The sequence below is a fragment of the Dietzia sp. 179-F 9C3 NHS genome, from assembly GCF_045369825.1.
Lineage (GTDB): Bacteria > Actinomycetota > Actinomycetes > Mycobacteriales > Mycobacteriaceae > Dietzia.
Genome location: NZ_JBIQES010000014.1, coordinates 20520 through 45726, shown reverse-complemented (window position 1 = coordinate 45726; position 25207 = coordinate 20520). Strand labels below are relative to the sequence as shown.

The 25207-nt window shown below is 71.7% G+C and carries 23 protein-coding genes and 1 pseudogene; 11 read left to right on the top strand and 13 right to left on the bottom strand.

Features of this window, described 5'->3' with window-relative positions:
- Positions 1 to 24: 24 nt before the first annotated feature.
- The gene (locus ACH0BZ_RS14350) at positions 25 to 2571 is read right to left on the bottom strand and encodes a DEAD/DEAH box helicase (protein WP_406899293.1); all 2547 of its coding nucleotides are present in this window, start codon (positions 2569 to 2571) and stop codon (positions 25 to 27) included.
- Between the two features lie 10 nt (positions 2572 to 2581).
- Positions 2582 to 3511, bottom strand: coding sequence for a proteasome assembly chaperone family protein (locus ACH0BZ_RS14345; RefSeq protein WP_406899291.1), 930 nt, complete (start codon positions 3509 to 3511; stop codon positions 2582 to 2584).
- Between the two features lie 263 nt (positions 3512 to 3774).
- Here ACH0BZ_RS14345 and ACH0BZ_RS14340 point away from each other — a divergent pair, with 263 nt between their 5' ends.
- Positions 3775 to 4830, top strand: coding sequence for a DUF4192 domain-containing protein (locus ACH0BZ_RS14340; protein WP_406899290.1), 1056 nt, complete (start codon positions 3775 to 3777; stop codon positions 4828 to 4830).
- Between the two features lie 65 nt (positions 4831 to 4895).
- Here the strand turns inward: ACH0BZ_RS14340 and galE are convergent, their stop codons facing one another.
- Positions 4896 to 5876: a UDP-glucose 4-epimerase GalE gene (galE, locus tag ACH0BZ_RS14335; protein WP_406899288.1), complete on the bottom strand. Its 981-nt coding sequence runs from the start codon at positions 5874 to 5876 to the stop codon at positions 4896 to 4898.
- Positions 5873 to 6562: an iron dependent repressor, metal binding and dimerization domain protein gene (locus tag ACH0BZ_RS14330; protein WP_406899287.1), complete on the bottom strand. Its 690-nt coding sequence runs from the start codon at positions 6560 to 6562 to the stop codon at positions 5873 to 5875. Before ACH0BZ_RS14330 ends, galE begins: the two co-directional genes overlap by 4 nt.
- Positions 6563 to 6772: 210 nt before the next feature.
- Here ACH0BZ_RS14330 and ACH0BZ_RS14325 point away from each other — a divergent pair, with 210 nt between their 5' ends.
- Positions 6773 to 8005, top strand: a complete 1233-nt coding sequence (locus ACH0BZ_RS14325; RefSeq protein ID WP_406899285.1) for an acetoin utilization protein AcuC — start codon at positions 6773 to 6775, stop codon at positions 8003 to 8005.
- Positions 8006 to 8060: 55 nt separating this feature from the next.
- Positions 8061 to 10802, top strand: coding sequence for a GNAT family N-acetyltransferase (locus tag ACH0BZ_RS14320; RefSeq protein WP_406899283.1), 2742 nt, complete (start codon positions 8061 to 8063; stop codon positions 10800 to 10802).
- Positions 10803 to 10905: 103 nt separating this feature from the next.
- Here the strand turns inward: ACH0BZ_RS14320 and ACH0BZ_RS14315 are convergent, their stop codons facing one another.
- The 4 genes from ACH0BZ_RS14315 to ACH0BZ_RS14300 form a co-directional block, all read right to left on the bottom strand.
- On the bottom strand, positions 10906 to 11874 hold the full coding sequence (locus ACH0BZ_RS14315; protein ID WP_406899282.1) for a sigma-70 family RNA polymerase sigma factor: 969 nt from the start codon (positions 11872 to 11874) through the stop codon (positions 10906 to 10908).
- A gap of 184 nt (positions 11875 to 12058) precedes the next feature.
- Positions 12059 to 12511 (bottom strand): D-aminoacyl-tRNA deacylase, encoded by a 453-nt coding sequence (gene dtd, locus ACH0BZ_RS14310; protein ID WP_406899280.1) that lies wholly within the window; start codon positions 12509 to 12511, stop codon positions 12059 to 12061.
- A gap of 2 nt (positions 12512 to 12513) precedes the next feature.
- Positions 12514 to 14103 carry a methyltransferase gene (locus ACH0BZ_RS14305; RefSeq protein WP_406899278.1) on the bottom strand — a complete coding sequence of 530 codons (1590 nt, stop codon included), beginning with the start codon at positions 14101 to 14103 and terminating at the stop codon, positions 12514 to 12516.
- Positions 14100 to 14555, bottom strand: a complete 456-nt coding sequence (locus ACH0BZ_RS14300) for a DUF3099 domain-containing protein (protein ID WP_406899277.1) — start codon at positions 14553 to 14555, stop codon at positions 14100 to 14102. The genes ACH0BZ_RS14305 and ACH0BZ_RS14300 overlap by 4 nt, the downstream gene beginning before the upstream one ends.
- A 109-nt stretch (positions 14556 to 14664) precedes the next feature.
- Here ACH0BZ_RS14300 and ACH0BZ_RS14295 point away from each other — a divergent pair, with 109 nt between their 5' ends.
- Entirely contained in the window at positions 14665 to 14910 is a 246-nt protein-coding gene (locus tag ACH0BZ_RS14295; RefSeq protein WP_406899276.1) for a DUF3039 domain-containing protein, read from the top strand.
- The gene (locus ACH0BZ_RS14290) at positions 14903 to 16774 is read left to right on the top strand and encodes a DEAD/DEAH box helicase (RefSeq protein WP_406899274.1); all 1872 of its coding nucleotides are present in this window, start codon (positions 14903 to 14905) and stop codon (positions 16772 to 16774) included. Before ACH0BZ_RS14295 ends, ACH0BZ_RS14290 begins: the two co-directional genes overlap by 8 nt.
- A gap of 66 nt (positions 16775 to 16840) precedes the next feature.
- Here ACH0BZ_RS14290 and ACH0BZ_RS14285 read toward each other — a convergent pair whose 3' ends face one another.
- On the bottom strand, positions 16841 to 18265 hold the full coding sequence (locus ACH0BZ_RS14285) for an RNA polymerase sigma factor (RefSeq protein WP_406899272.1): 1425 nt from the start codon (positions 18263 to 18265) through the stop codon (positions 16841 to 16843).
- A 180-nt stretch (positions 18266 to 18445) separates the two neighbouring features.
- Positions 18446 to 19291 (bottom strand): polyphosphate--glucose phosphotransferase, encoded by an 846-nt coding sequence (gene ppgK, locus ACH0BZ_RS14280; protein ID WP_406899270.1) that lies wholly within the window; start codon positions 19289 to 19291, stop codon positions 18446 to 18448.
- A gap of 206 nt (positions 19292 to 19497) precedes the next feature.
- On the opposite strand from ppgK, the pseudogene ACH0BZ_RS14275 reads away from it, so the two are divergent.
- A pseudogene (locus ACH0BZ_RS14275) lies at positions 19498 to 19974 on the top strand (inositol monophosphatase family protein); the annotation flags it as partial.
- Here the strand turns inward: ACH0BZ_RS14275 and cei are convergent.
- The gene (cei, locus tag ACH0BZ_RS14270) at positions 19964 to 20602 is read right to left on the bottom strand and encodes an envelope integrity protein Cei (protein WP_406899268.1); all 639 of its coding nucleotides are present in this window, start codon (positions 20600 to 20602) and stop codon (positions 19964 to 19966) included. The pseudogene ACH0BZ_RS14275 and the gene cei sit on opposite strands and share 11 nt — an antisense overlap.
- Positions 20603 to 20806: 204 nt before the next feature.
- On the opposite strand from cei, the gene ACH0BZ_RS14265 reads away from it, so the two are divergent.
- Positions 20807 to 21109: a DUF4193 domain-containing protein gene (locus ACH0BZ_RS14265; RefSeq protein WP_406899266.1), complete on the top strand. Its 303-nt coding sequence runs from the start codon at positions 20807 to 20809 to the stop codon at positions 21107 to 21109.
- Between the two features lie 22 nt (positions 21110 to 21131).
- On the opposite strand, the gene ACH0BZ_RS14260 is transcribed toward ACH0BZ_RS14265, so the two are convergent.
- Positions 21132 to 21638, bottom strand: coding sequence for a DUF3093 domain-containing protein (locus tag ACH0BZ_RS14260; RefSeq protein ID WP_406899264.1), 507 nt, complete (start codon positions 21636 to 21638; stop codon positions 21132 to 21134).
- A gap of 51 nt (positions 21639 to 21689) precedes the next feature.
- Here ACH0BZ_RS14260 and dut point away from each other — a divergent pair, with 51 nt between their 5' ends.
- From dut to ACH0BZ_RS14240, 4 genes are all read left to right on the top strand, one after another.
- Positions 21690 to 22184: a dUTP diphosphatase gene (gene dut, locus ACH0BZ_RS14255; protein ID WP_406899262.1), complete on the top strand. Its 495-nt coding sequence runs from the start codon at positions 21690 to 21692 to the stop codon at positions 22182 to 22184.
- A 67-nt stretch (positions 22185 to 22251) separates the two neighbouring features.
- Positions 22252 to 23088, top strand: a complete 837-nt coding sequence (locus ACH0BZ_RS14250) for a DUF3710 domain-containing protein (protein WP_406899260.1) — start codon at positions 22252 to 22254, stop codon at positions 23086 to 23088.
- A 30-nt stretch (positions 23089 to 23118) separates the two neighbouring features.
- Positions 23119 to 23526, top strand: a complete 408-nt coding sequence (locus ACH0BZ_RS14245) for a hypothetical protein (protein ID WP_406899259.1) — start codon at positions 23119 to 23121, stop codon at positions 23524 to 23526.
- The gene (locus ACH0BZ_RS14240; RefSeq protein WP_406899258.1) at positions 23513 to 24223 is read left to right on the top strand and encodes a DUF3159 domain-containing protein; all 711 of its coding nucleotides are present in this window, start codon (positions 23513 to 23515) and stop codon (positions 24221 to 24223) included. Before ACH0BZ_RS14245 ends, ACH0BZ_RS14240 begins: the two co-directional genes overlap by 14 nt.
- A 6-nt stretch (positions 24224 to 24229) precedes the next feature.
- Here the strand turns inward: ACH0BZ_RS14240 and ACH0BZ_RS14235 are convergent, their stop codons facing one another.
- Entirely contained in the window at positions 24230 to 25144 is a 915-nt protein-coding gene (locus ACH0BZ_RS14235; RefSeq protein ID WP_406899256.1) for a hypothetical protein, read from the bottom strand.
- Positions 25145 to 25207: the final 63 nt, after the last annotated feature.

Sequence of the window (25207 nt, the reverse complement as noted above, 5' to 3'; positions counted from 1 at the left end):
GGAGGTCCGGGACCTCCGGCCCGGTCAGCCGGACAGGGTGAGAGAGGCGAAGCGGACCTCGCCGGCGTCGTCGCTGGCCGCCAGGTCCACGACGCCCTCCACGGCCCAGCCGTGGTCACCGTCCGGGTCCTCGAGTACCTGCCGCACGCGCCAGGTTCCGGGCTCCACTCCGTCGCCGGTCTCGGTGACGGTGAACAGTGCGGGGCCGCGGGCGGACGGACCGGTCCCGATCGCGTCGTACTCGTCCCAGTACGGGTCGATCTCGGCGTCCCAGTCCGGGTGGTCGGGCACGTCGGCGTCCAGTTCCACGAGGCGCTCGATGTCCTCCCGGGCCAGCAGCTCCACTCGCCGGAACATGGCGTTGCGGACCATCACCCGGAACGCCCGGTGGTTGGCGGTCACCGGTCTCGAGGTGCCCGCCGACTCGCCGAACGCCAGCTCGGCGACCCGCTCGGGGGTGGTGTCGGGGTCGGTGAGGACCTCCCACTCGTCGAGCAGGCTGGAATCGACCTGGCGGACCAGCTCGCCGAGCCACTCCACGAGGTCGTCGAACTCCTCGGTCCGCAGGTCGGCCGGCACGGTCTGGCGCAGCGCGCGGTAGGCGTCGGTGAGATAGCGCAGGACCGCACCTTCGGAACGGCCGAGCCCGTAGGCGGAGACGAGGTCGGAGAACGTCATACCGCGCTCGACCATCTCGCGCACCACGGACTTGGGGGATGGCTCGAACTCCGACACCCACGGGTGGCCGGCGCGGTAGGCGTCGTAGGCGTCGGCGAGGAGGTCGTCCAGCGGCTTGGGCCAGGTGATGCCCTCGATGATCTCCATCCGCTCCGAGTACTCGACGCCGTCGGCCTTGAGCGCCCCGATCGCCTCGCCCCGGGCCTGGCGCTGCTGGGCGTAGAGGACCGGCCGCGGGTCGTCGAGGACCGCCTCGATCACCGACACCAGGTCCAGTGTGGGGGTGGGAGAGTCCGGGTCGAGGACCTCCATCGCGGCGAGCGCGAACGGGGAGAGGGGCTGGTTGAGCGCGAAGTCCCGCTGAAGGTCGACGACGAGGCGGACGTGTCTCCCCTCGTCGTCGGGCTCGGAGAGCCGCTCCACGATCCCGGCGGTCTCCAGGCCGCGGAACAGCTCGATCGCACGCAGGACGTGGTGCCGGGTCCGGGCCCGAGTCTCGTGCGAGCCGAGCAGCAGGTGTCGCATGTGGTCATAGCAGTTCCCGGGCCGCGAGATCACGTTGAGCAGCATCGCGTTGCTCACCTCGAACCGGCTGGTGAGTTGCTCGGGCCGGGCGTCGACGAGCTTGTCGAAGGTGGCGCGGGACCAGTTGACGAACCCTTCCGGGGGCTTCTTCTTGGCGAGCCTGGCCTTCTTCTTGGGGTTGGCGGCGACCTTGGCCGCGGCCTTGGCGTTCTCGATCTCGTGCTCGGGGGCCTGAACCACCACCAGACCCTCGGTGTCGAATCCGGCGCGACCGGCGCGGCCGGCGATCTGGTGGAACTCGCGGGCGCGCAGGACCCGCTGGCGGCGCCCGTCGAACTTGGTGAGTCCGGTGAACAGCACGGTGCGGATGGGCACGTTGATCCCCACCCCGAGCGTGTCTGTACCGCAGATGACGGTGAGGAGGCCGTCCTGCGCGAGGCGTTCGACGAGTCGCCGGTACTTGGGAAGCATGCCGGCGTGGTGGACGCCGATGCCGTGCAGGAGGAGCTTGCGCAGTGTGCGACCGAAGGCGGTGGTGAAGCGGAACGCCCCGATCTCCTCGGAGATCGCCGCCTTGCGTTCCCTGGTGGCCACGGCCAGCGACGTGAGCGCCTGCGCCTGTTCCAGGGCGGCGGCCTGGGTGAAGTGGACGATGTAGACGGGCGCCTTTCCGTCCCGGACGAGTAGTTCGACGGACTCGTGGACCCCGGTGAGGACGTAGTCGAAGCTCAGCGGCACGGGTCGCTCCGAGCCGCCCACGTAGGTGCACTCGCGCCCGGTGCGGGTGCGCAGGTCCTCGAGCAGCCAGTCCACGTCGCCGAGCGTGGCGGACATGAGTAGGAACTGTGTGTCGGGCAGCTCGATGAGCGGCACCTGCCAGGCCCAGCCACGGTCCGGCTCGGAGTAGTAGTGGAACTCGTCCATCACCACCTGGCCGATGTCCGCGGCCGCGCCCTCGCGCAGGGCGATGTTGGCCACGATCTCGGCGGTGGCGCAGACGATCGGGGCGTCGGCGTTGACCGCGGCGTCGCCGGTGAGCATGCCCACGTTCTCGGCGCCGAACACCTCGCACAGGGCGAAGAACTTCTCGCTGACGAGTGCCTTGATGGGGGCGGTGTAGTAGCTGCGGCGCCCTGTGGCCATCGCGGCGAAGTGGGCGCCGAGCGCGACGAGCGACTTGCCGGAACCGGTGGGGGTGGCCAGGACGACGTGGCTGCCGGTCGCGACTTCGAGGACCGCTTCCTCCTGCGCGGGATAGAGGGTCAGCCCGCGTTCGCCGGCCCAGGCGACGAACGCATCGAACACCGCCTCGTCGAGGAGGTCGGACGGGACGTCGTCGAGGTCGGCGAGGAGATCGGGCAGCTGCACCCGGCCGAGCCTAGTCGTCCTGCTCGTCTCCGGACTGTTCGGCGAGGAAGCGCTCGAACTCGGCGCCGATCTCCTCTCCGGACGGCAGCGGCTTGCCGCCCGGGGTGAGCGAGTCGGAGCCGTGGTGGGACTCCATGAACTGGTCGTACTGCTTCTCCATCATCTCCACGGCCGTCCGGATCTCCGGGCTGTCCGCGATCTGGGCCGTGACCTGCTCGGTGAAGTCCTCGGCGGCGGACTCGAGCTCGCCCGTGGGCAGGTCCAGACCGGAGACCTTCGCCACGTCCCCGACCAGGCCGAGGACGGCCGCGGGGTATGGGGTCTGGGAGAGGTACTGCGGCACGTGGACGGTGAAGCCCAGGGACGGGATCCCGTGCTCGGACATGCGTAGCTCGAGCAGCGAACCGGCGTTGCCCGGGACCGAGAACTCGCCCGGCCAGGCGGAGAAGCCGCGGATGAGGTCTACGTCGCTCGAGTGCGCGCTGGACTGGGTGGGCCGGGTGTGCGGCACCCCGAGCGGCAGGGAGCCGAGTCCGACGGACATCCGTACGCCGAACGTCCCGCACAGGTCGATGACCGACTCGGTGAAGCGGTCCCAGCGCAGGTCCGGTTCGAGGCCGGAGAGCAGGAGGAACGGCGTTCCGGAGGAGTCCTCGATCTTGTGGATCTGGATCCGGGGCTCGGTGTAGCCGGCGAAGTGGTCGAACGAGTAGCGCAGGCGCGGGCGGCGCGACCGGTAGTCGACCAGCTCGTCCGCATCGAACTCCACGAGCAGCTGCGCGTCGAGCGAGTCCCGGAGGTGGCTGGTGGTGCCCTGGACGGCGTGCCCGGCGTCCGAGAAGCCCTCGAGGCCGTGCACGAGCACCGGTCCCTCGCTCGACGCGGACCGCAGGTCGGGGAGGGGTTCGATGAGGCGATAGAGGTCGCTGTGCCTGGCCATGTCGGCTCCTTTCGTCACGTCCCGGGTTCCGGGCCGCCGAGGGGGCCTTCGGTCGTGGATTCGACCCGGGGTCTCACCCACTCCACAACGATAACGAGGTCCGGATGATTCCCACAGACCGCCGGGCCACTCCACAGGAGAGGGTCGCGAGCGGCCGTCGGGGCGGATCAACGTGTCAGCGGTGCCCGAGGGTGGAGACCGGTGCACGGCACCCGCGGACCGGGGCCAGAGGGGGCGGCGGACGCGCGACGAGGGGGAGCGAGATGGACGCGATCGACGAGGGGTACGACGGCGGAGCGCGGGAGACGGTGGTGATCCGGTCCCCGGAGGACCTCATCGCGTCGGTGCCGTCAATGATCGGCTTCACGCCTGGCAGCGGGTCGGTGGTCGTGGTGTGCGGGGAACGCGCGGGGGGCCGGACGGGGCCCGTCGTCCGGCTCGACGCCCACGGAATGCTCGGGATCGACGACGGGTTCGGGCCGGTCGGGACGATCGACGAGGGGCCCGCGCGGGGGATGGCGGCCTATTGCCGCCGAGAGGGCGTGCGGGACGCCCACCTGGTCGTCGTCCACGAGAACTGCGCGGACGACCCCGTGGCCGAGCGACAGGCCGCGGACGCGGCCGACGCGTTCGAGTACTGGCTCGGGTGTGCGGGCACCGAGATCAAGGGTGCGTTCGGGGTGGGCGGGTTCGCCCGCGGCGCCCGCTGGGTGGACCTCCGGGGCCTGGCCGGTGGTACCCAAGGCGACCCCGACGCCTCGGAGATCGCGGCCCGGCACGCGGTGGGCGGCCGTGTCCGCGCCGCGGACCGGGCCGAGATCGAGGCGCTGTACGCCGACCGGGACCCCGACGCCTGCGACATCGACCCCCACCCCGGCGGCGCTCCGCTCGTCGGCGGGAAGCGGGCCGTGCGTCGAGCCGTCGCACTGCACGACGAGACGGCCCTGGCGATGTCGACGGGCGACGAGGCCGGCGGCGGGGTCGACGACGAGGTCCTCGCCGAGGTGGGGACCTCGCTGCGCGACATCGCGGTTCGGGACGCCGTCTACGAGCACCTCGCCGGGGCCCCGCTCACCGTTCACGACGGGCGCCGGTCCCTGTGGTGGGCGTTGGCCCGTCGGAGGCCGGCCCCTGAGCGGGCGAGGGGCCTCCTGCTCCTGGGGGCCGCGGCCTACTTCGCCGGCAGTGGGGTGCACGCCCGTGCAGCGCTCGACGCGGCCGTCGAGGCGGATCCCCACGACGGCCTGGCGCCGCTGCTACTCGAGGGTCTGGACCGCGGCATCTCGCCGGACGACATCCGCGGTCTCGCGGTGGCGTGACCACACGCCACCGCGAGACCGCGGGCCGCGGGGACGGCGTGTGGGCTCCGCGGGGCGCCGGTGGATCAGGCGAGGGCGGAGTGCGCGCGGGCGCCGAGGGCGGAGGTAAAGGCCCAGGCGTCTTCGACGACCGTACGCAGGTCGTTCCGCGACGGCCGCCAGCCGAGCTCCCGGACGGCCTTCTCGCTGGAAGCGACGAGCACCGCCGGGTCGCCGGCGCGGCGCGGGGCTACGACGTCGGGGATCGGGTGCCCGGTGACCTCCCGGCACACGTCGATCACCTCGCGCACCGAGAAGCCCTCGCCACTGCCGAGGTTGAGGATCCGGTGGACCCCGGGACGGTTGGACTCGAGTGCGAGGAGGTGCGCGTCGGCCAGGTCCGCGACATGGATGTAGTCGCGGACGCAGGTGCCGTCCGGGGTGGGCCAGTCGTCGCCGAACACCTTGATGTCCGACCGGTGGCCGAGCGCCACCTGGAGTACGAGCGGGATGAGGTGGGTCTCGACGACCCGGTTCTCCCCTGCGGTGCCGTACGCGCCGGCCACGTTGAAGTAGCGCAGGCTCGTGGCCGCGAGGTCGTGGGCCACCGCGTACGAGGTGATGGCGTGGTCGATCGCCAGCTTGGTGGCGCCGTAGGTGTTGGTGGGCCGGGTGGGCATGTCCTCGGTGATGGGGACCTGCTCGGGCTCGCCGTAGGTGGCGGCGGTGGAGGAGAAGACGAGGTTGGTCACGCCCGCGGCCCGCATCGCGTCGAGCAGCGCGAGCGAGGTGACGACGTTGTCCTGCCAGTACTCCTCGGGCCGCTCGACGGACTCGCCCACGAGCGAGCGGGCCGCGAAGTGCAGGACCCCGTCGAACGACGGGTCCAGCACCTGGCCCGCCAGTCGCGCCACGTCGCCCTCGACGAACGTCGCGCCCACCGGGACCCCGTCCCGGTTGCCGGTGGACAGGTCGTCGAGCACCACGACCTCGTGCCCGCGCTCGAGCAGCACAGTGGCGCACACCCCGCCGACGTAGCCGGCGCCCCCGGTGACGAGGAGCTTCATGAGAGGATCTCCACCTGGATTGCGTGGGCGCGGTCACCGTCGACCTCGACGATCGCGCCGTCGGTGGAGGTGAGCTCGACGAGGTGGCCGCGGCGCGTGGCGGTGACGACCCCATGCGGCTCCACGCCCACGGCGCGGAACTCGGAGATGAGCTCCTCGTCCACCTGGACGTTCTCGCCCAGGGCACGGATCCGGACATCGCGCGGCGTCTCGTCGTCGAGCTCGGACAGCCGGATGAGGTCGGCGGTGACGGCGGAAGTGGGTGCGTAACCGATCCGGTCCAGGCCGGGGATCGGGTTTCCGTACGGAGACGTGGTGGGGTCGGCGAGCACCTCGACGAGGCGCCGCTCGACGTCGTCGCTCATGACGTGCTCCCATCGGCAGGCCTCGGCGTGCACCTTCTCGAGCTCCAGTCCGATGACGTCCACGAGGAGCCGCTCGGCGAGCCGGTGCTTGCGCATCACGTCCACGGCGAGCTCACGGCCGGCCTCGGTGAGCTGCAGATGCCGGTCAACGGCGACTCGGACCAGGCCGTCGCGTTCCATTCGGGCGACCGTCTGGCTCACGGTGGGGCCGCTCTGCTCGAGGCGCTCGGCGATCCGCGCCCGGAGGGGGATGACGCCCTCCTCCTCGAGCTCGTAGATCGTGCGGAGGTACATCTCGGTGGTGTCCACCAGGTCCTTCACGTTTCGTCCTCCACGTCGGGTCGACACTCGCGCTAGTCGCCGGAACCCCGGCATCTCGCGCCGATCCTACCGGCGGCCCTCGAAACGGGGTGCCAGGTGCGGATTCCCGCGGCGTCGGACCGCCCCGCCGCGTAGCGTCGCGGGTGACGCACACCACGTGTCGCACGTGGGGGAGCGCCGGGCACGGCCCGGCAGGACGGGAGGGCGGAGATGGCCGCGATCAGGGACGGCGTACCGGCGGCCGTGGTGTGGAGCCCGTCGCTGCTGGAGTACCGCCACTCCGCAGAGCACCCGATGAGCCCCCGCCGGCTGGATCTGACGATGTCGCTGGCCACCGAGCTGGGCGTGCTGGACGGCGTGGAGATGCTCGACCCGGGTAGCGCCACCGACGAGGAGCTGCTGAGAGTCCACACCACCCGGTACCTCGACGCGGTCAAGGCGGCCGGGGACCTGCCGCCGGGGGAGCACTTCGGGATGAGTCACGGCCTGGGGACGGCCGACAACCCGACGTTCCCCGCGATGCACGAGGCCAGCGCCGCGGTGGCGGGCGGCACCCTGACGGCCGCCCGGGCCATCGCGAGCGGCGCCGCCACGCGGGCGATCTCGGTGGCCGGCGGCATGCACCACGCCATGCCTGCCGCCGCCGCGGGCTTCTGTGTGTACAACGACGCGGCGGTCGCGATCAGCTGGCTGCTCGACAACGGCTACGAGCGCATCGCGTACGTGGACATCGACGTCCACCACGGCGACGGGGTGCAGACGGCGTTCTACGAGGACCCCCGGGTCCTCACCGTCTCCCTCCACCAGCACCCGGCCACGCTCTGGCCCTCGACCGGCTGGGCCTCTGAGACGGGCGTGGGCCGGGCCGAGGGGACCTCCGTGAACCTGGCCTTCCTACCCGCCGTCACCGACGAGCTCTGGCTCCGCGGGTTCCACGCGGTGGTGCCCGGCGTCCTGCGGGCGTTCGAACCGCAGATCATCGTCCTGCAGGCCGGCTGTGACTCCCACCGGGAGGATCCGCTCGCCGACCTCTCGCTCACCGTCGACGGCCACCGCGCCTCCTACCTGGAGATGATCACGCTCGCCGACGAGATCTGCGAGGGCCGGATCATCGCGATCGGCGGCGGGGGATACGAGTTGGTGCGGGTGGTGCCCCGGTCCTGGACCCACCTGCTCTCCGTGATGCTCGGCGACCCGGTGCACCCGTCCACGCCGGTCCCGGACGAGTGGAAGGCGGTGGCGTCGCGCCTCACCGTCCCCGACCGCGTGCCGCAGTCGATGGGCGACGGTGGCGACGTCACGTACACCGCGTGGGAGCCGGCGGGCGCCGACCGCGGCGTGGAGATCGATCGTTCGCTTGCCCGCCTGGACCAGTCGATCCTCGACACGCGCCGATCCGTCTATCCCCTGCTCGGGCTCGACCCCGACGATCCGCGAGACTGAGAGCCGGGCACCGCGACCCCGCCCCTGCCGAGACGAGTCCGACGAAAGGGCACCCATGCCGGAGCACGGAGACGAGATCCCCGACGCCGTCGACGACGGGACCACCGATACCGCCGTCGATCCGCCGGAACACGCGTCCACAGACACCACCGTGGACACCTATCCGGAGGGGTACCCGCACGAATGGGCGGCCGACGTTCTCGGCTCGGACGGACGCGCCGTCCGGATCCGCCCGATCCTGCCCTCCGACGCGGAGAAGATATCCCGGTTCCACACCTCGCTCTCTGAGCGGACCCGCTACCTGCGCTACTTCGGCTCCCACGACGTCCTCACGGACCGGGAGCTGCGCCACATGACCCACGTGGACTACCGCGACCGGATGGCGTTCGTCGCCGAGCTCGGCTCTGAGATCATCGGCATATCGCTGTACGAGCGGCTGCCCTCGAGCACCAACGCCGAGGTCGCGTTCACGATCTCGGACCAGCACCAGGGCCGGGGGCTCGGCTCGATCTTCCTCGAGCACCTCGCCGGGGCGGCCGCGGAGTGCGGCATCGACCACTTCGAGGCCGAGGTGCTCTCGGAGAACCGCTCGATGATCCAGGTGTTCCGCCGCGCCGGCTACGAGATCTCGCGGTCGTTCGACGGCTCGACCCTGCACCTGGAGTTCGCGATCGACCCCACCGAGGCGCTCACCAACGTGCGCAACTCGCGGGAGACCGCCGCCGAGGCCCGCAGCGTGGCCCGCGTCCTCACCCCGGGCTCGGTGGCTGTCATCGGCGCCTCGGACCAGGTGGGCAAGATCGGCCACACGGTGCTGCGCAACCTCATCGGAAACGGGTTCACCGGGCCCGTGTACCCCGTCAACGCGGACGCCACCTCCGTCCAGTCCGTCCGGGCCTACGCGAGTGTGCGCGACATCCCGGACCCGGTCGACCTCGCCGTCGTCGCCGTCCCCGCCGCCTCGATGTCCGAGGTCCTGGACGACTGCCTCACCAAGGGCGTGTCGACGCTCGTCGTGATCTCGGCGGGCTTCTCCGACGTAGGCAGCGAGGGCGTGGTGTCCGAGCGCCGGCTCGTGAGCGCGGCCCGGGCCCACGGCATGCGCGTCGTGGGGCCCAACGCGCTCGGCGTGATCAACACCTCGACCGACGTCCAGCTCAACGCCACCCTCGCCGAGGTCGTCCCCGGGCCCGGACGCGCCGGGTTCTTCTGCCAGTCCGGCGCGCTCGGCATCACGATCCTCGCGGCCGCAGCGCGGCGCGGGCTCGGACTGTCGACCTTCGTCTCCGCAGGCAACCGCGCCGACGTCTCCGGCAACGACCTGCTCCAGTACTGGGACACCGACACCAGCACCGAGGTGGTCCTGCTCTACCTGGAGAGCTTCGGTAACGCGCGCAAGTTCTCCCGCATCGCACGGAGGGTGGCGCGCAACAAGCCGGTGATCGTGGTGCGCCGCGCCGCGGACGACATCGACTCCGGGGTGCAGGGTCTGACAGGCGCCGCGATCCGTGGCCTGTTCCGCGACTCCGGACTCATCCAGGTGGACTCGATCACCGACATGTTCGACACGGCCTCGCTGCTCGCGCACCAGCCGCTCCCCGCGGGACGGCGTCTGGCGATCGTCGGCAACTCGACGGCGGTGGCCCGACTGGGCGCGGACTCCGCCCGACTGCAGGGCTTCACCGTGACGCACACCCTGGACCTCGGCGCGGCGGCCGACCCCGAGAAGTTCCGCACGGCGATCGCCGACGCCCTGGCCCGCGACGAGGTGGACTCGGTGCTCACGGTATTCGTGCCCCCGGTCGCCACCGAGCCGGACGCCTACGCCGAGGCGATACGCGCCGCGGCCGCCGACTGCTCCAAGCCGGTGGTGAGTACGTTCCTCGCCGGGGAGGGGCTGCCGGAGGGGCTCATCGTCTCCGACGAGTCGGGGGAAGCGCTGCGCGGTTCCATCCCCTCCTACCCGTACCCCGAGCGGGCGGTGTCGGCGCTCGTGCGGGCGCGGACCTACGCCGAGTGGCTGGACCGCCCCGCCGAGGAGCCGATGGAGTTCGACGACATCGATCGCGGCCGGGCCCGCGAGCTCGTCGACTCGTTGTGCCACTCCAACCTGGGCGCCGAGTCCTTCGAGCTCACGCAGGGGCAGGTCCGGGCGCTGCTGGAGTGCTACGGCATCGGGATCGTCGATTACCGCGTGGTCACCGACGCCGGGCAGGCCGTCATGGCGGCCGAAGAGCTCGGCTACCCGGTGGCGGTCAAGGCGATGGGCGAGCAGTGGCGGACGCGCAGCGACCAGTCCGGGGTTCGGCTCGACCTGACGGACGGCGGCCACGTGCGCCGGGCGTTCGACGACCTCAAGGGGGCCACCGACTCCGCCTCGCTGCACGTGCAGAAGATGGCGACCAAGGGCGTGGCCGCGACGATCCGGGTGGCGGACCACCCGATCTTCGGCTCGCTCATCTCGTTCGGCCTGTCGGGGATGCTCTCGGACCTGCTGGCCGACCGCGCCTTCAGCACGTTGCCGGTCTCGCGTACCGAGGCCGAGGCCCTGCTGGACCGCCCCCGGGCGGCCCCGATCCTCGGCGGCTATGCCGGCGACACCCCGGTGGACCGCGACGCGCTCGTTGACCTCATGGGCCGCATGTCGTGCCTGGTCGAGGACATCCCCGAGCTGCGGCGGCTGTCCATCGACCCGGCGCTCGCCGCCCCTGACGGGGTCGCGGTGCTCTTCGCCCAGGTCGATCTGGGGCCGCAGCCCCGCCGCAGCGTCGACGCCGGCCCGCGGCGCTTGCGCTAGGCGCGCTCCCAGAGCTCGGCCCGGCCGAACGACGCCGGCCCGGGACCCCTCTCTCGTGGGAGGGAACCCGGGCCGGCGACGTCGGGGCGCGTGGGGGAGGCGCTCAGTCGGCGTACGAGCGGAGCTTGTCGGCGCGGCGGCCCTCGCGGAGCTTGGCCATGACCTCGCGCTCGATCTGGCGGACGCGCTCACGGGAGAGTCCGAAGCGCTTGCCGATCTGGTCGAGGGTGCGCGGCTGGCCGTCGTCGAGGCCGAAGCGCAGGGTGATGACCTGCTGCTCGCGCTCCTCGAGGGTGGCGAGCACGGCCCGGACGTCGGAGTGCATGACGTTGGAGACGACCGTGTTCTCGGCGCTGATCGCCTCGGCGTCCTCGATGAAGTCGCCCAGGGGCGCCTCCTCGTCGGCGCCGACCGGCATGTCCAGGCTCACCGGGTCCCTCGAGTGGTCGAGCAGCTCCTCGATCTTGTGGGCCGGGATACCCGACTCCTCGGCGAGCTCCTCGAGCGTGGCCTCGCGCCCCAGCTGCTGGTGCAGCTCGCGCTTGATCCGGGCGAGCTTGTTGACCTGCTCGACCAGGTGCACGGGGAGGCGGATGGTGCGGGACTGGTCTGCCATGCCGCGGGTGATGGCCTGACGGATCCACCACGTGGCGTAGGTCGAGAACTTGAAGCCCTTGGCGTAGTCGAACTTCTCCATGGCCCGGATGAGCCCGAGGTTGCCCTCTTGGATGAGGTCGAGCAGTGGCATCCCGCGGCCCGTGTAGCGCTTGGCCAGCGAGACGACCAGGCGGAGGTTGGCCTCGAGCAGGTGGGCGCGGGCGGCTTCGCCCTCCGCGACGACCACCTTGAGGTCCGCCTTGCGTACGGGACCGATACGCTTGCGGGTGGCCAGGAGGTGCTTGGCGTAGAGGCCGGCCTCGATCCGCTTGGAGAGTTCGACCTCCTGCTCCGCATTGAGCAGGGCGGTCTTGCCGATCCCGTTGAGGTAGACGCGCACCAGGTCCGCGCTCGGGCCCTGACCGTCCGTATCCGCCTCCGTCCGTCGGTCCGATCGGGTGGTGGCTGACGTCATGTCTCCTCCTCCTGCCGCTCCCGGGAGCACCGGGCGGGCGTTCGGTCGTGGGTGGGCGGATCCCCGGCGTGGCCGGGTGGCGGTCACGTACGTGTACAACGGCCCGGGGCGTCGGAATGTTCCCGGGACCATGAGATCGGTCACAGGGTGCGACCTGCGGCGATGGATCAGATGGTCTGAGAAGTCACTGAGAGGTGCGGGGTGCGGGAGAACGGGTCTCGACGAGGACGGTGAACGGGCCGTCGCCCACCGAGTGCACGCGCATCATCGCGCCGAAGACGCCGGTGGCCACCTCCAGCCCGCGGCCACGCAGCCCGTCGACGACGGCCGCGACAAGAGGCTCGGCCGTCTCGGGCCGGGCCGCGCGAGTCCACGACGGGCGTCGGCCCTTGGCGGTGGAGCCCATCAGGGTGAACTGGCTGACGACGAGGACCGGCGCACCGATGTCGACGGCCCCCACCTCGTCCCGCAGGATCCGCAGCTCGGCGATCTTGCGCACCATCGTCGCGACGTCGGCCTCGTCGTCGTCCACCGACACCCCGAGCAACACGAGCAGCCCCGGGCGGTCCAGGGCGCCCACCACCTCGCCGTTGACGGTCACTGACGCCTCGGTGACCCGGGAGATCACGGCGCGCACGCTCAGACCTCCCCTTCGGGCGCGCCCGCGGCGGCGTGGGGCGGCACCAGTCCGGGGACCCCGGCGGGGACCACGACGCCGTGGAGGAACAGGTCGGCGACCACCCGTCGCATGGCCGGGGCCAGGGCGTCAGGGTCCAGGCCCGCGCCGGCCGCCGCGAGCACGACGAGGTCCTCCAGCGGCAGCGCGCCCATCCGGGCGCCGCGCAGGACCGTCGCGGTGAGGTCGTCGATCTCGTGCCGCCACCGGGCGCCCGTGACGCGCTCGACCACCACAGTGCGGCCCGACCCGGGGTCGTCCGCGCCCGGCGCCAGCGACTCCGAGACGTGCAGCCGGACGTCGGGGGAGAGGGTGAACACGGTGGCGTCGAGGGCCTGGGCCTCGCCGTCGTGCTGGTCGGCCGCCCCGCGCAGCCACGCGGTGCGGGCGAAGTGCGCCTCGGCCTCGTCGCCGAGACCGGAGTCGAAGGGATGGGTGAGGTCCTCGCAGAGCACCGACGACGGGCCGTCGATCCGCCGGAGGTAGACGTAGCCGAAGCCGACCCCCGCCACCTCGTGCTCGGCGAAGTGGTCGAGCCACGCGTCGGCGGCACGCGCCGTGGCCTCGTCCCGCGGGTCCATCCCCTCGTCGGTGAGCCACGTCCACACGTAGAGCTCGGGGTCCGAGACGTCACGCCGCAGGATCCACGCCTCCACGCCCTCGGCCGGCACCCAGGACGCCACGCGCGAGCGCCAGTCCACCCCCGCCTGCTCGACCCACGACGCGAGTATGACCGCGGTCCCCCCGGGCGCGAGGTGCTCCGGCGCACCGGCGACGACGGTGCGGCTCGCCCCGTCGAGGTGCAGGCCGGACTCCCGGTAGGAGTGCCCCACCTCGGCCGGGCCCACGACGAACGGGGGGTTGGCGACGATCCGGTCGAAGAGCCGCCCGGCCACCGGCTCGTACCAGGGGCCGGCGAGCAGCTCGGCCTCCAGCCCGTTGACGGCGAGGGTGGCGGCCGCCAGGTCGAGGCACCGGGGGGTGATGTCCGTCCCGGTCGCGGACCGGGCGGTGGCCAGCGCGTGGACCAGCTGGACCCCGCACCCGGTGCCGAGGTCGAGGACCGAGACTGCAGGTGTCGTGGGTGTGATCGACAGCAGCGAGAGGGTCGCCTGGCCCACCCCGAGCACGTGATCCGGGCGGGTGGTGGTGTGGACCATCGACCCGTCGGCATCCGAGAACACCCACCGGGTCCCGTGGCCGGAGTCCACGGGGCGCAGGTCGAGAGGGGACCGCAGCCCGGGTGAGCCGTCGGCGGTCGCCGCGCGGGCCCAGAGCCCGGCGGCTACGCCGCCGTCGACCGGCACGTCGGCGAGCACCGCCGTCACGGCCGGCTCGGGCAGCACGTCGCCGAGCACGAACAGGCGGACGAGCAGGCCGACGGGACCGGCATCGACGGCCGCCCGGCGCAGCGCCGGGGCGTCGGAGCGGCCGAGCGCGGCGATCGCGGCCGGGCCGAGGGCGCGCTCGACACCGGGCACGGTGTAGTCGTGCCGCCGGAACGCCGCAGCGAGGTCGGGGGCGAGGTCGACGAGAGTGGGGGAGGGTGTCACCGGCGGGGCTCACTCCCGTCGGTGCCGCCCCGGTCGGCGTCCGGGGCGTCGGTGGTCGGCGCCGCCGGTTCGGTCGGCTCGTCGGTCGGCCGCGTGGCCCCCGTGACGCCCGGCGGCAGGGCGATCTGCGTGTTCCGCGAGATCGCGCCCGCCACATAGCGATTGCGATGCTCTTTGGGCAGTGGCGGCCGGTCGTTGGCGCCGATCACGGCGATCCACGGGATGGGGATCGAGCCCACGACGATCGCGAACGCGATCCACGGGTTGTTCCAGAGGTACATGGCCCCGGCCGCGAGGAACAGCGCCGGGATCCGGATGCTCATGAGGAGGAAGTAGCGACTCTTCCGTGCCGCGAGCTCGTCCTGATAGGAGGCGCGGGCACCGGTGATGACGACGGGCCTCGACGTGTCGTCGGAGTCCGACGACCGCCTGCGCAGAAAGCCGCGTGCCATGCACCACACGGTACTCCCGTCGGTGGCCGGCCCGGGAGGGGCGCCTCCCCCGGCGACGCCCCTCCCCGGGGGTTGGCACCCGGGCCATGAGGTGCGGCATCATGAAGGGGTGAGCACCACCCGGACCAAGACCATCGAGCGTCCCGAGGTCACCACGACTGACGAGACGCAGGACGACGCGCCCAAGTTCTTCCACTACGTGGACAAGAGCAAGATCGCCGAGAGCGCGGTCATGGGCACCTACGTCATCGCCCTGTGCGGCGAGGTGTTTCCGGTGACCCGCTCGGCGAAGCCCGGATCGCCGGTGTGCCCGGAGTGCAAGCGCGTCTACGAGACCCTGAAGCCTGGTGAGTGACCCCGGAGCGGTCCCGGGCCTCACGGAGACGACCGCAGACCAGACCGCCGGGTCCGCCCCCGCCGCCGGGGGCGCGCCGCTGCGCGCCTGGCAGCGGACCGCGCTGCGCAAGTACCTCATGGCCCGGCCGAGGGACTTCCTCGCCGTGGCCACCCCCGGCGCCGGCAAGACCACGTTCGGCCTACGCGTGGCCTCCGAGCTGCTGGCCGACCGGACGGTCGACGCCGTGACGGTGGTCGCCCCCACCGAGCACCTCAAGTACCAGTGGGCGGCCGCGGCCGCCCGGTCGGGGATCCTCCTCGACCCCGAGTTCTCCAACTCCTCGGGCGCCCTCGCCCCCGAGTTCCACGGCGTGGTGGTGACGTACGCCCAGGTCGCCTCGCACCCGTTCAAGCACCGGCAGCGCACCGTCGCCCGCCGGACCCTCGTGATCCTCGACGAGATCCACCACGGCGGCGACGCCAAGAGCTGGGGCGACGGCATCCGGGAGGCGTTCGAGGACGCCGAACGCCGCCTCTCGCTCACCGGCACCCCGTTCCGGTCGGACGACAGCCCGATCCCGTTCGTCACCTACGAGCCCGACGGCCAGGGCCACCAGCGTTCAAAGGCCGACCACACCTACGGCTACGCCGACGCGCTCGCCGACGGCGTGGTCCGGCCGGTGGTGTTTCTCGCGTACTCCGGAGAAGCCCGCTGGCGCACCAACGCCGGCGAGGAGTTCTCCGCGCGCCTCGGCGAACCGCTCAGCGCCGACCAGACCTCGCGCGCGTGGCGGGTCGCACTGGACCCGCACGGTGACTGGATGCCCGCCGTCCTGCAGGCCGCGCACACCCGGCTCCAGCAGATCCGCGCCGGCGGGGTGCCGGACGCCGGCGGACTGGTGATCGCCACCGACCAGGAGCGCGCTCGGGAGTACGCCGCGTTGCTCACCGAGATCACCGGGCGAGCCCCCGTCGTCGTCCTCTCCGACGACCCCACCGCCTCGAGCCGCATCGGCACCTTCTCCGGATCCACCGACGAGTGGATGGTCGCGGTCCGCATGGTCTCCGAGGGCGTGGACGTGCCGCGCCTGTGCGTGGGCGTGTACGCCACCAGCGCCTCGACCCCGTTGTACTTCGCCCAGGCCATCGGCCGCTTCGTGCGCTCGCGTCGGCCCGGGGAGACCGCCTCGGTCTTCCTGCCCTCGGCCCCCGTGCTGCTGCAGCTCGCCTCGCAGATGGAGGTCCAACGCGACCACGTCCTGGGCAAGCCGCACCGCGAGGACGGCCTCGAGGACGAACTGCTCGCGCAGGCCAATCAGCAGCAGGACGAGCCGGACACCGCCGACGACGAGGAGAAGGGTTTCCACTCCCTGGGCGCCGACGCCGAGCTCGACCAGATCGTCTACGAGGGCTCCTCCTACGGCACCGCGACGTTCGCGGGCAGCGATGAAGAAGCCGACTACATCGGCCTGCCCGGGCTCCTGGGGGCCGACGACGTCAAAGCACTCCTGCGCCAGCGGGAGAAGGAGCAGGTCAAGCGGGCTTCCGCCGAGGCCTCCGCAGCGCCTGGATCCGTGGCCGTGGTGGGCGCCGACCCGGCGATGGCCGGCACCACGCTGCCCGGCAACGCCGCCGGACCGGGCGCGCACGCCGGTGCCGCGGGCGCCTCGTCGGAGGCGGCCGCCGAGCGGGTGGCGAGCGCCGCCGAACTCAAGGCGCTGCGCCGCGACCTCAACACGCTCGTGTCGGTGTACTCAGGCCGGCTGGGCAAATCGCACGGCGCGATCCACACGCAGCTGCGCAACGCCTGCGGCGGCCCTCCGGTGCCGATGGCCTCGGCGGACCAGATCCGGGAGCGGATCTCCCTGCTGCGCAGCTGGTAACGGGTGTGCGGTGTGTCTCTCGTGATCACGAGAGACACACCGCACACCGGCGCGGAGCGCCCTCTTCTAGTCGAGGTAGTCGCGTAGGACCTGCGAGCGCGACGGGTGACGCAGCTTCGACATGGTCTTGGACTCGATCTGGCGGATGCGCTCGCGTGTGACGCCGTAGACCTGGCCGATCTCGTCGAGAGTGCGTGGCATGCCGTCGGTGAGACCGAACCGCAGGCGTACGACGCCGGCCTCACGCTCGGAGAGCGTGTCGAGCACGGAGCGGAGCTGGTCCTGCAGGAGCGTGAAGCTCACCGCGTCCACGGCCACCACGGCCTCGGAGTCCTCGATGAAGTCGCCGAGCTGGCTGTCGCCCTCGTCGCCGATGGTCTGGTCGAGCGAGATGGGCTCCCGGGCGTACTGCTGGATCTCCAGCACCTTCTCCGGGGTGATGTCCATCTCCTTGGCCAGCTCCTCCGGGGTGGGCTCGCGGCCCAGGTCCTGGAGCAACTCGCGCTGGATACGTCCGAGCTTGTTGATGACCTCCACCATGTGCACCGGGATACGGATGGTGCGGGCCTGGTCGGCCATGGCGCGGGTGATGGCCTGGCGGATCCACCACGTGGCGTACGTGGAGAACTTGTAGCCCTTGGTGTAGTCGAACTTCTCGACCGCGCGGATGAGACCGAGGTTGCCCTCCTGGATGAGGTCCAGGAACGCCATGCCACGACCGGTGTAGCGCTTGGCCAGCGACACCACGAGGCGAAGGTTGGCCTCGAGGAGGTGGTTCTTGGCGCGGACGCCGTCCCGCTCGATCCAGCGGAAGTCGCGTCGCTGCGCGGTGGTGAGCTTCTCGCCACGCTCGGCGACCTGCGCCATGTGCCAGGTGGCGTAGAGCCCCGCCTCGATGCGCTTGGCCAGCTCCACCTCCTCCTCGGCGTTGAGGAGCGCGACCTTGCCGATCTGCTTGAGGTAGGCGCGGACCGAGTCGGCCGAGGCGGTGAGCTCGGCGTCCTTGCGCGCCTGGCGCAGGGCCTCGGACTCCTCCTCGTCCCAGACGAAGTCGCCGGAGGCCTTGTCCTTGGCGGACGGCTCCTCCTCGGTCTCCTCGTCGGCCTCGGGATCCTCGACGGCCTCCGCCTCGGCCTCGACCTCGGTGGCCTCGGCCTCGACGTCCTCGAGCTCCGTGGTGTCGGGCTCGGTGTCGAAGGTCTCGGGCTCGGCGGCGTCGTCCGCCTGCGTCTCGTCGACGGGGGCCTCGGTGGCCTTGCTCGCGGTCTTCTTGGCCGGGGTCTTCTTGGCGGCCGTCTTCTTGGCCGCGGTCTTCTTGGCAGCGGTTTTCTTGGCCGCGGTCTTCTTGGCAGCGGTTTTCTTGGCGGCCGTCTTCTTGGCAGCGGTTTTCTTGGCGGCCGTCTTCTTGGCGGGGGCCCGGCCCGTGACCTCGGTCTCCGCCGGATCCCCGGCCGTCGCGGAATCCGACTTGGTGGTCTTCGTGGCTGCCACAAACGCCCCTTCACAACCGGTGACTCGATGGAGACGGGGAGAGCTACCGCGCCGTCACTCGGCGCATGGGCCGTCCGCCGTGCGGCACCGGGCCCATCCCCGGCCGGAGCGTGAGCCCGGCCTGTGCCATTGTAACGAGGAACGCGCCGGGAGGTCGCATCCGGCGGGGACCGGCAGGGGTTAGCCGCGGTGCCGGGAGAGCACCTCGCCGAGGTCGAGCAAGCCGGCGTCGGCGGCGGCGTACGTCGCCGCCCCGATGATCCCCGCGTCGTTGAGGCGGACCGCCGCGAGCACGGGGGTCCGGTTTTCCAGCAGGGGAAACCACTCGTCGGCTGCCTCACTCACCCCGCCGCCGAGGACGAAGGCGCGGGGCCACAGCAGGTCCTCGATGTTGCGCAGGACGTTGGAGACGTGGGGGGCCCACTCGGCGAAGCTCAGCTCGTCGCGGGCGCGCACGGACGCCGAGGCCAGGTGCTCGGTCTCGTCGAACCCGCGCCCCGCGATGTCCTCCACCATGAGGTGGCCGAACTCGGTGTTGGGGATGAGTCGTCCGTCGAAGAGCAACGCCGAACCGATGCCGGTACCAAAGGTGAGGAGGATGACGAGGCCGTCGAGTCCCGCCGCCGCGCCGAACTGCACCTCGGTCAGCCCGGCCGCGTCGGCGTCGTTGAGCATCACCACGCGCCGACCCGGCAGGTGGCGTTCGAAGAGGTCCACCACGGCGCAGCCGATCCACGAGGTGTCGATGTTGTGGGCGATACGCGCCACCCCCTCGTGGATGACGCTGGGCAGCGCCACGCCCACCGGACCGTCGGCGCCGAGCTCGTCGACCATCTCCCGGATGGTCTCGGCGATGGCGTCCGGCGTGGCCGGCTGCGGCGTGTCACGGACCAGTCGGTCGCCGATGAGCTCGCCGCGCTCGAGGTCGACCAGTCCCGCCTTGATCCCGGTCCCGCCGACGTCGACGCCCACCCCTGTCCGGGCGCCGTGCGCGGGTTCGGGTGTGGCAGGGGTGGCGGTGGTCATCTCGGCTCCCACGGGGTTCGCTGGATCAGTCACTACGGTGGCGGTGAGGGCATCGACCGCCGGGCCGCGAGGGCGCCGGACGGCTCGGCGTCAGCGTATCCGCCCGCGCCCGCGGGTGGCCCGGGCCACACGGGTGATGACGACGAAGGGATCGACATGACGGACGGCACGATCGCGCGGGGCGCAGAGGGCTCGGGGCCGCGGAGGTCGACGGCCGGGTGGTGGCCGGGGCCGTGCACAACATCGTCACGGGCGAGACCTGGTCTGCGGGCCGTGGTGGGGGAGCGACGCTCGAGCGCCCGGACGGGGCCGTCGTCGACCTGGCGGCATCCGGGTGCCGAGACCTCGCCATGGCGCTGGTGGGTACCGGCTTCGCCTACGACGCCGCGATCCGTGCCGAACAGGGGGCCGTCGTCGCCGCCCTGCTGCCCCGCGTGCGGGACATCCGCCGCTGTGGTTCCGCTGCGCTGGACCTGTGCATGGTCGCCACCGGGCGCCTCGACGCCTATTACGAACGGGGTCTCAAGCCGTGGGACCACGCGGCGGGCGCGCTCATCGCTGAGGAGGCCGGCGCCGTCGTCGCCTCGTCCTCCGACGACGCGGTGCCGACGACGGCCGCGGCCCCCGGCGTCGTCGCCGGCTTCCTCGCCGCACTGGGGGAGTGCGGAGGACTCAGCAGCTGACCGCGCGCGCGGTCTCGAGGTCCGTCGCGGACGGCTGGCGGCCCACCTTGAGTTCGTCCAGCGCGCCGACGGCGGCTGAGGAGTCCGTCAGCCGGGAGAAGATGGTGCCGAGCACCAGGTCCACGGTCTCGTCCTCGCGGCCGTCGGAGACCAACTGCATGCAGGGTGCCACCAGCGAGACTGAGCGCGCGGCGGCCCGTCCGTTCTCGCCGAAGCGGATCTGGCCGTGGCAGTCCAGTTCCTGACCGTAGATCGGGTCGTTCCCGGTCGCGTCGGCTCCGGCGGGACTGAACCCGCGCTCGGCGAGCTGGGCGGCGACCGCGCCGGCCTGGCCGACCTCGCCGTTGGCGTTGAGCACGCGGACCCGGGTGTCGCCGAGTAGCGCCGGTTCCGTGTCGTCGAGGGCGGTCGCCGGCTGCTCTTCCAGGCCGGCGCCCGCGGCGGTCTCGGTGATCGGGCACGCGGCGGCCCTGGTCGCCTCGTCGGAGCCGGACAGCGCCACGGTCCAGACGATGCCTCCGATCACGAGCGCCGCCACCACGAGCAGGACGTACGGGGTGGCCAGCCGACGCATCCCGCGCGGAGGGCTGGCACCGGGCCTGGCCTGGCTGCTGAGGTGGGTGACCATTGGGGTCCTTCCTGCGTGCGTGGTGGGCGCGGTCCACGCGTGGGGTCCACCGCCCCACTGTAGGCCTACCGGCCCCCGCGAACGGGTGGGGACACGACCCACGGTCGGGTGTGACACACCCGTGAGCATCCGCTACTATGCGGGCGCCGGTCGGTCAAGAACCGACTAGTACGCCCTCGTCACCAGACCGCAGAAATGAGACTCATGGCAACCGACTACGACGCCCCCCGCCGGACCGAGGCCGACGAGCTCGCCGGTGATTCGCTGGAGGAGCTCAAGGCCCGACGGGCCGAAGGCGCCACCGGCGAGGTCGACGTGGACGAGACCGATACCGCCGAGTCGTACGAGCTCCCCGGGGCGGACCTGTCCGGCGAGGAACTGTCGGTGCGGGTGGTCCCCGAGCAGGAGAACGAGTTCACCTGTGCCGAGTGCTTCCTCGTCCACCACCGCAGCCGCTTCGCCGAGATGCGCGACGGGATGCCCGTCTGCGTGGACTGCGCGGGCTGACGGGTCCAGCGCGGTCCTCGGGTCAGGTGTAGTCGTTGTCCGGGAGGGCGGCGGCGAGCCCCTCGGGGTCGCGGGTGCTGATGAGCCAATAGGGCGTCGGATCCTGCGGGTCGTCGAGGACGACGATCACCATCGCGGGCACGTAGCCGCGGTGGACCACGTAGGCCTCGGGATCGAGCTGGCGCCCCATGGCCGCCTGCTTGGCCGTCGCGGGCACGACCGCCGTCCGGGAGATCGCGTCGAAGGGCAGGCGGGCGCGGCCCGCGTAGAGCGTCCCGCCGCCCTGGCCGTCGGCCTCGACCTCGATCCGCTCCGAGCCCACGGTCACGAAGAGCCACGCGAGCAGCAGCGGGAGTACCACGACGAGGAGCCAGAGCCACCACTGGGCGCCCACGATGACGGCTTGGGCCGCCACGATGGCGGTGACGGCGACGAGGACGATCCACCACCACACCGGCACCCGGAGCCGTTCGGAGTGGACGAGCCGCGGAGCGCGGTCGGGGGACGGTCGGAGATCCTCATCGGTCACGCAGACAAGACTATCGAGAACCCGGCCAGGGCTCAGAAGGAGGGCGCAGAGGTGAACGACTACTGGACGGGTGGTGACCCGGGGACGGGTGTCCTGCGGGTACGGAGGCTCGACCCGGGGCTGCCGCTCCCGGTCCGGGCCCACGCCGGCGACGCCGGCATCGATCTGCACGCTGCGGAGGACGTGGTCCTGGAACCCGGGCACCGGGCGCTGGTCGGCACCGGGCTGGCCGTCGCCGTCCCCCACGGTTACGTGGGCCTCGTGCACCCCCGTTCCGGGCTCGCGGCGCGGGCGGGGATCTCGGTGGTCAACGCCCCCGGCACCGTGGACGCCGGCTACCGGGGGGAGATCAAGGTCAACCTCGTCAACCTCGACCCGAACGAGGCGTTCCATGTCGAGCGCGGGGACCGGATCGCCCAACTGCTCGTCCAGCGCGTCGAGCTGTGGGACGTGGTGGAGGTGGACCGACTCGACGAGACCGACCGGGGCGCCGGCGGGCACGGGTCCACGGGCGGCCACCGTCGACTGACCGGCCCCGGCCACTGAGTGGTTCGGTAGCGTCGACGTCGTCGGCCCCGGTCGGGGCCGGAGCGTACGCGGAGAGGACTCGAGCATGTTCAGACGCAAGAAGTCGGTGACGGGTGACCGCGACGCCGCCTCCTCCCTGGACGTGGTGGACACCTCGGCACCGATGGAGGGGCCCCACGACCGGTCCGTGGTCGACGACCTGGCGGGCTACTACGGCGAGCTGGGCTTCGGCCACATCGACCTCGGATCCCTCGTGATCGGAGTGCCGCGCGGCCGGGACCTCAACGTGGCCCTGGACCAGCAGGGCCGTCCAGAATTCCACGTGGTCACCCAGGTGTCCCGCGTGATCCCGCGCGCCTTCGCCGCGCCCAAGACGGCCGGGCAGTGGCGGACCATGGTCACGGAGATGAGGGACCAACTGGAACAGCAGGGCGCCGACGCGTCGATCGTGGACGGGCCGTGGGGCCGCGAACTCGTCGCCGAGCTGCCCAACGCGACGTTCCGGGCGATCGGGGTCGACGGTGCCCGGTGGACCGCGGAGATCCGGGTCATGAGCACGCCGGATCTGGCCGACCAGGCCGCGGAGGAGGGCCGGGAGGTCTTCCGTCACCTACTGGTCAACCGTGGCGAGGGGCCGATGCCTGCCCGCGAGCAGCTGCCGCTCACGGTGCCGGACGAGATCCAGAATGCTCTCGCGCAGGCCCAGTCGCAGCTCGCGGCCCAGCAGCAGGCGCAGGCCTACCAGCAGCAGATGGCGGCCGGGGGAGCGTCGGCCGGGGCGGGGCAGCCGCCCGCCCAGCAGCAGCCGACGCCGCAGCAGCCCGCGCCGCAGGCCCAGCAACAGGTACCTCAGGCTGCGCCCGACCGGCCGCGACGCGACGGTAGCGCGATGGACCGGCTCCGCGGCGACGACGACCTGTAGGCCGCGCCTCACCGCGAAGGGGAGACAGACGTGCCGAGTCCCGGGTTCCTGAGCAGGATGACGGCCCGGCTCACCAAATCGCCGGACGATCTCGACGCCGTGGACCTGGCCGATCGGGTCCGGAGCACGGGGTGTTGCCGCGTTGCCGATGCACGCCGGGGCGACCTGGTCACCCTGACCGGCCGGATCCGCACCGTACAGTCGGGGGGCGGCGAGGACTGCCTGGGCGTGACGGCCGAGGTGTTCGACGGGACCGGCGCGCTCGATGTGTGCTGGCTCGGAAGACGGTCCCTGCCGGGGATCGACACGGGCCGGTTCCTCGTCCTCACCGGACGGGTCGGGACGAGGGCCGGCCACAAGATCATGTTCAATCCCCGCTACGTGCTCCTCGAGGGGCCACCGGGCGGCGATCCCGAGGAGAAGCGTGGAAGAGTCTGACCCGACCACGGGGGCAAGCGCCGAGAAGAAGGCGTGGCCCGCACGGAAGTCGGCATTCGGGGATCCGGACGCCTCCCTGCTCGAGCAGATGGGAGGTGTGCGGGGGTTGGTGTTCTCGTCCGTCCCCGTCCTCGCCTTTGTCCCCGTCAACGCGATCTGGGGTCTCGACGTGGCGATCTGGTCGGCGCTGGGTGTGGCCACCGCCATGTTGCTGTGGTCGCTGGTGCGGCGGGATAACCCGCAGCCGGCGATCTCCGGCTTCCTCGGCGTGGCCATCTGTGTGTTCATCGCGTGGCGCACGGGCAGCGCGAAGGGCTACTTCCTCTACGGGATCATCACGCAGGCCGTGTACGGTGCCGCGTTCGCCGTGTCGGCGCTGGCCCGCTGGCCACTTGTCGGTGTGATCTGGGGATTCCTCGACGGAAAGGGGATGGCCTGGCGGCGGATCCCGGCGGCGCGGCGGTGGTACGCCGTGGCCACGTGGTTCTGGGCGGCGCTGTTCGGCCTCCGCGCGGCCCTGCAGTACGCGCTCTACCTCAACAACGAGGTCAACTGGCTGGGCGCCGCACGTATCGGCATGGGCTGGCCGCTTGCTCTGGTGGCGTTCGCCGGCACGATCTGGGCGGTCCGCAAGGGGATGCAGTACGAGTCGGACCCGGAAAGGACCGAGGAGGCCCCCACCGGGTCCGACCGCTGAGTCCTCTCAGTACCCCTGCTGGGGCATCGTTGCGGGATCCGTGGTGGCCCGCCGCGAGAAGTCGCTGGGCCCGGTGATGACGCGGTAGGCGTACGTAGAGGCGAGGGTGGCCACCGGGATCGCGACGAAGAGGCCCACGAAGAGGGCGAGGGCTCCGGCGATCACGATGAGGACGTTGAGGGCGGCCAGGGCCAGGAGGTTGCCGCCGTCGGATTTGATCGCGTTGAAGCTGGACTTCATGGCATCGGTCGCGGTCATGTTGCGGTCGATGACGAAGAGGTCGGTCCAGTAGAGGAAGAAGCTCACCACGAGTGCGCCGATGAGCAGCGCAAAGAGACCGACGAAGACGGCGATGCCCACGAGGATCGCGGCGACGACGAACCAGCCGAAGTTGTGCAGCTTGAAGAAGTCGCCGATCGACGGCTTGTGCCCGTCCACCTCGAGCAGGGCTCCGCGGATTGTGACGGCCTGGACAAGGAGACCGACGACGAACGAGATCAGGGTGCTCACGATGCCGAGCTGATTGGTGGTGGTCTCCAGCGTCTCGGGATCGAACTCGATCGGCTGTCCCAGAAAGCTCGTCGCCCCGCTCGCGAGGAGGGAGATGAGGACGATGAGTATCCACGGAAGCGGATTGCCGGTGAACAGGCGCCACGCGGCCCCGACCACCTCGGGCGCCGAGATCCTGCCGCGCTGCGAGAGCTGACCGGGCGGCATGGGCTCGCCGTAGCCGGGGTTCGGGTAAGAGGCGCCGTAGCTCCCGTAGCCGTACGGTTCTCCGTGGGGCTGCGCGCCGTACGAGGAGCCGCCGTAGGGCTGCTCCCCATACGACTGCTCGCCGTAGCCCCCGTAGCCCCGGTCGCCGTGATAGCCGTGGTGCTGGTCGGGCCGGTCGGTGCGGTCGCCGTCTCCGTTGGTCATGTGCTCCTCCTCGATGTCGGGCACGCGAGTGGGCGGATCGCCCCACGCTCGTCACCGAATCTA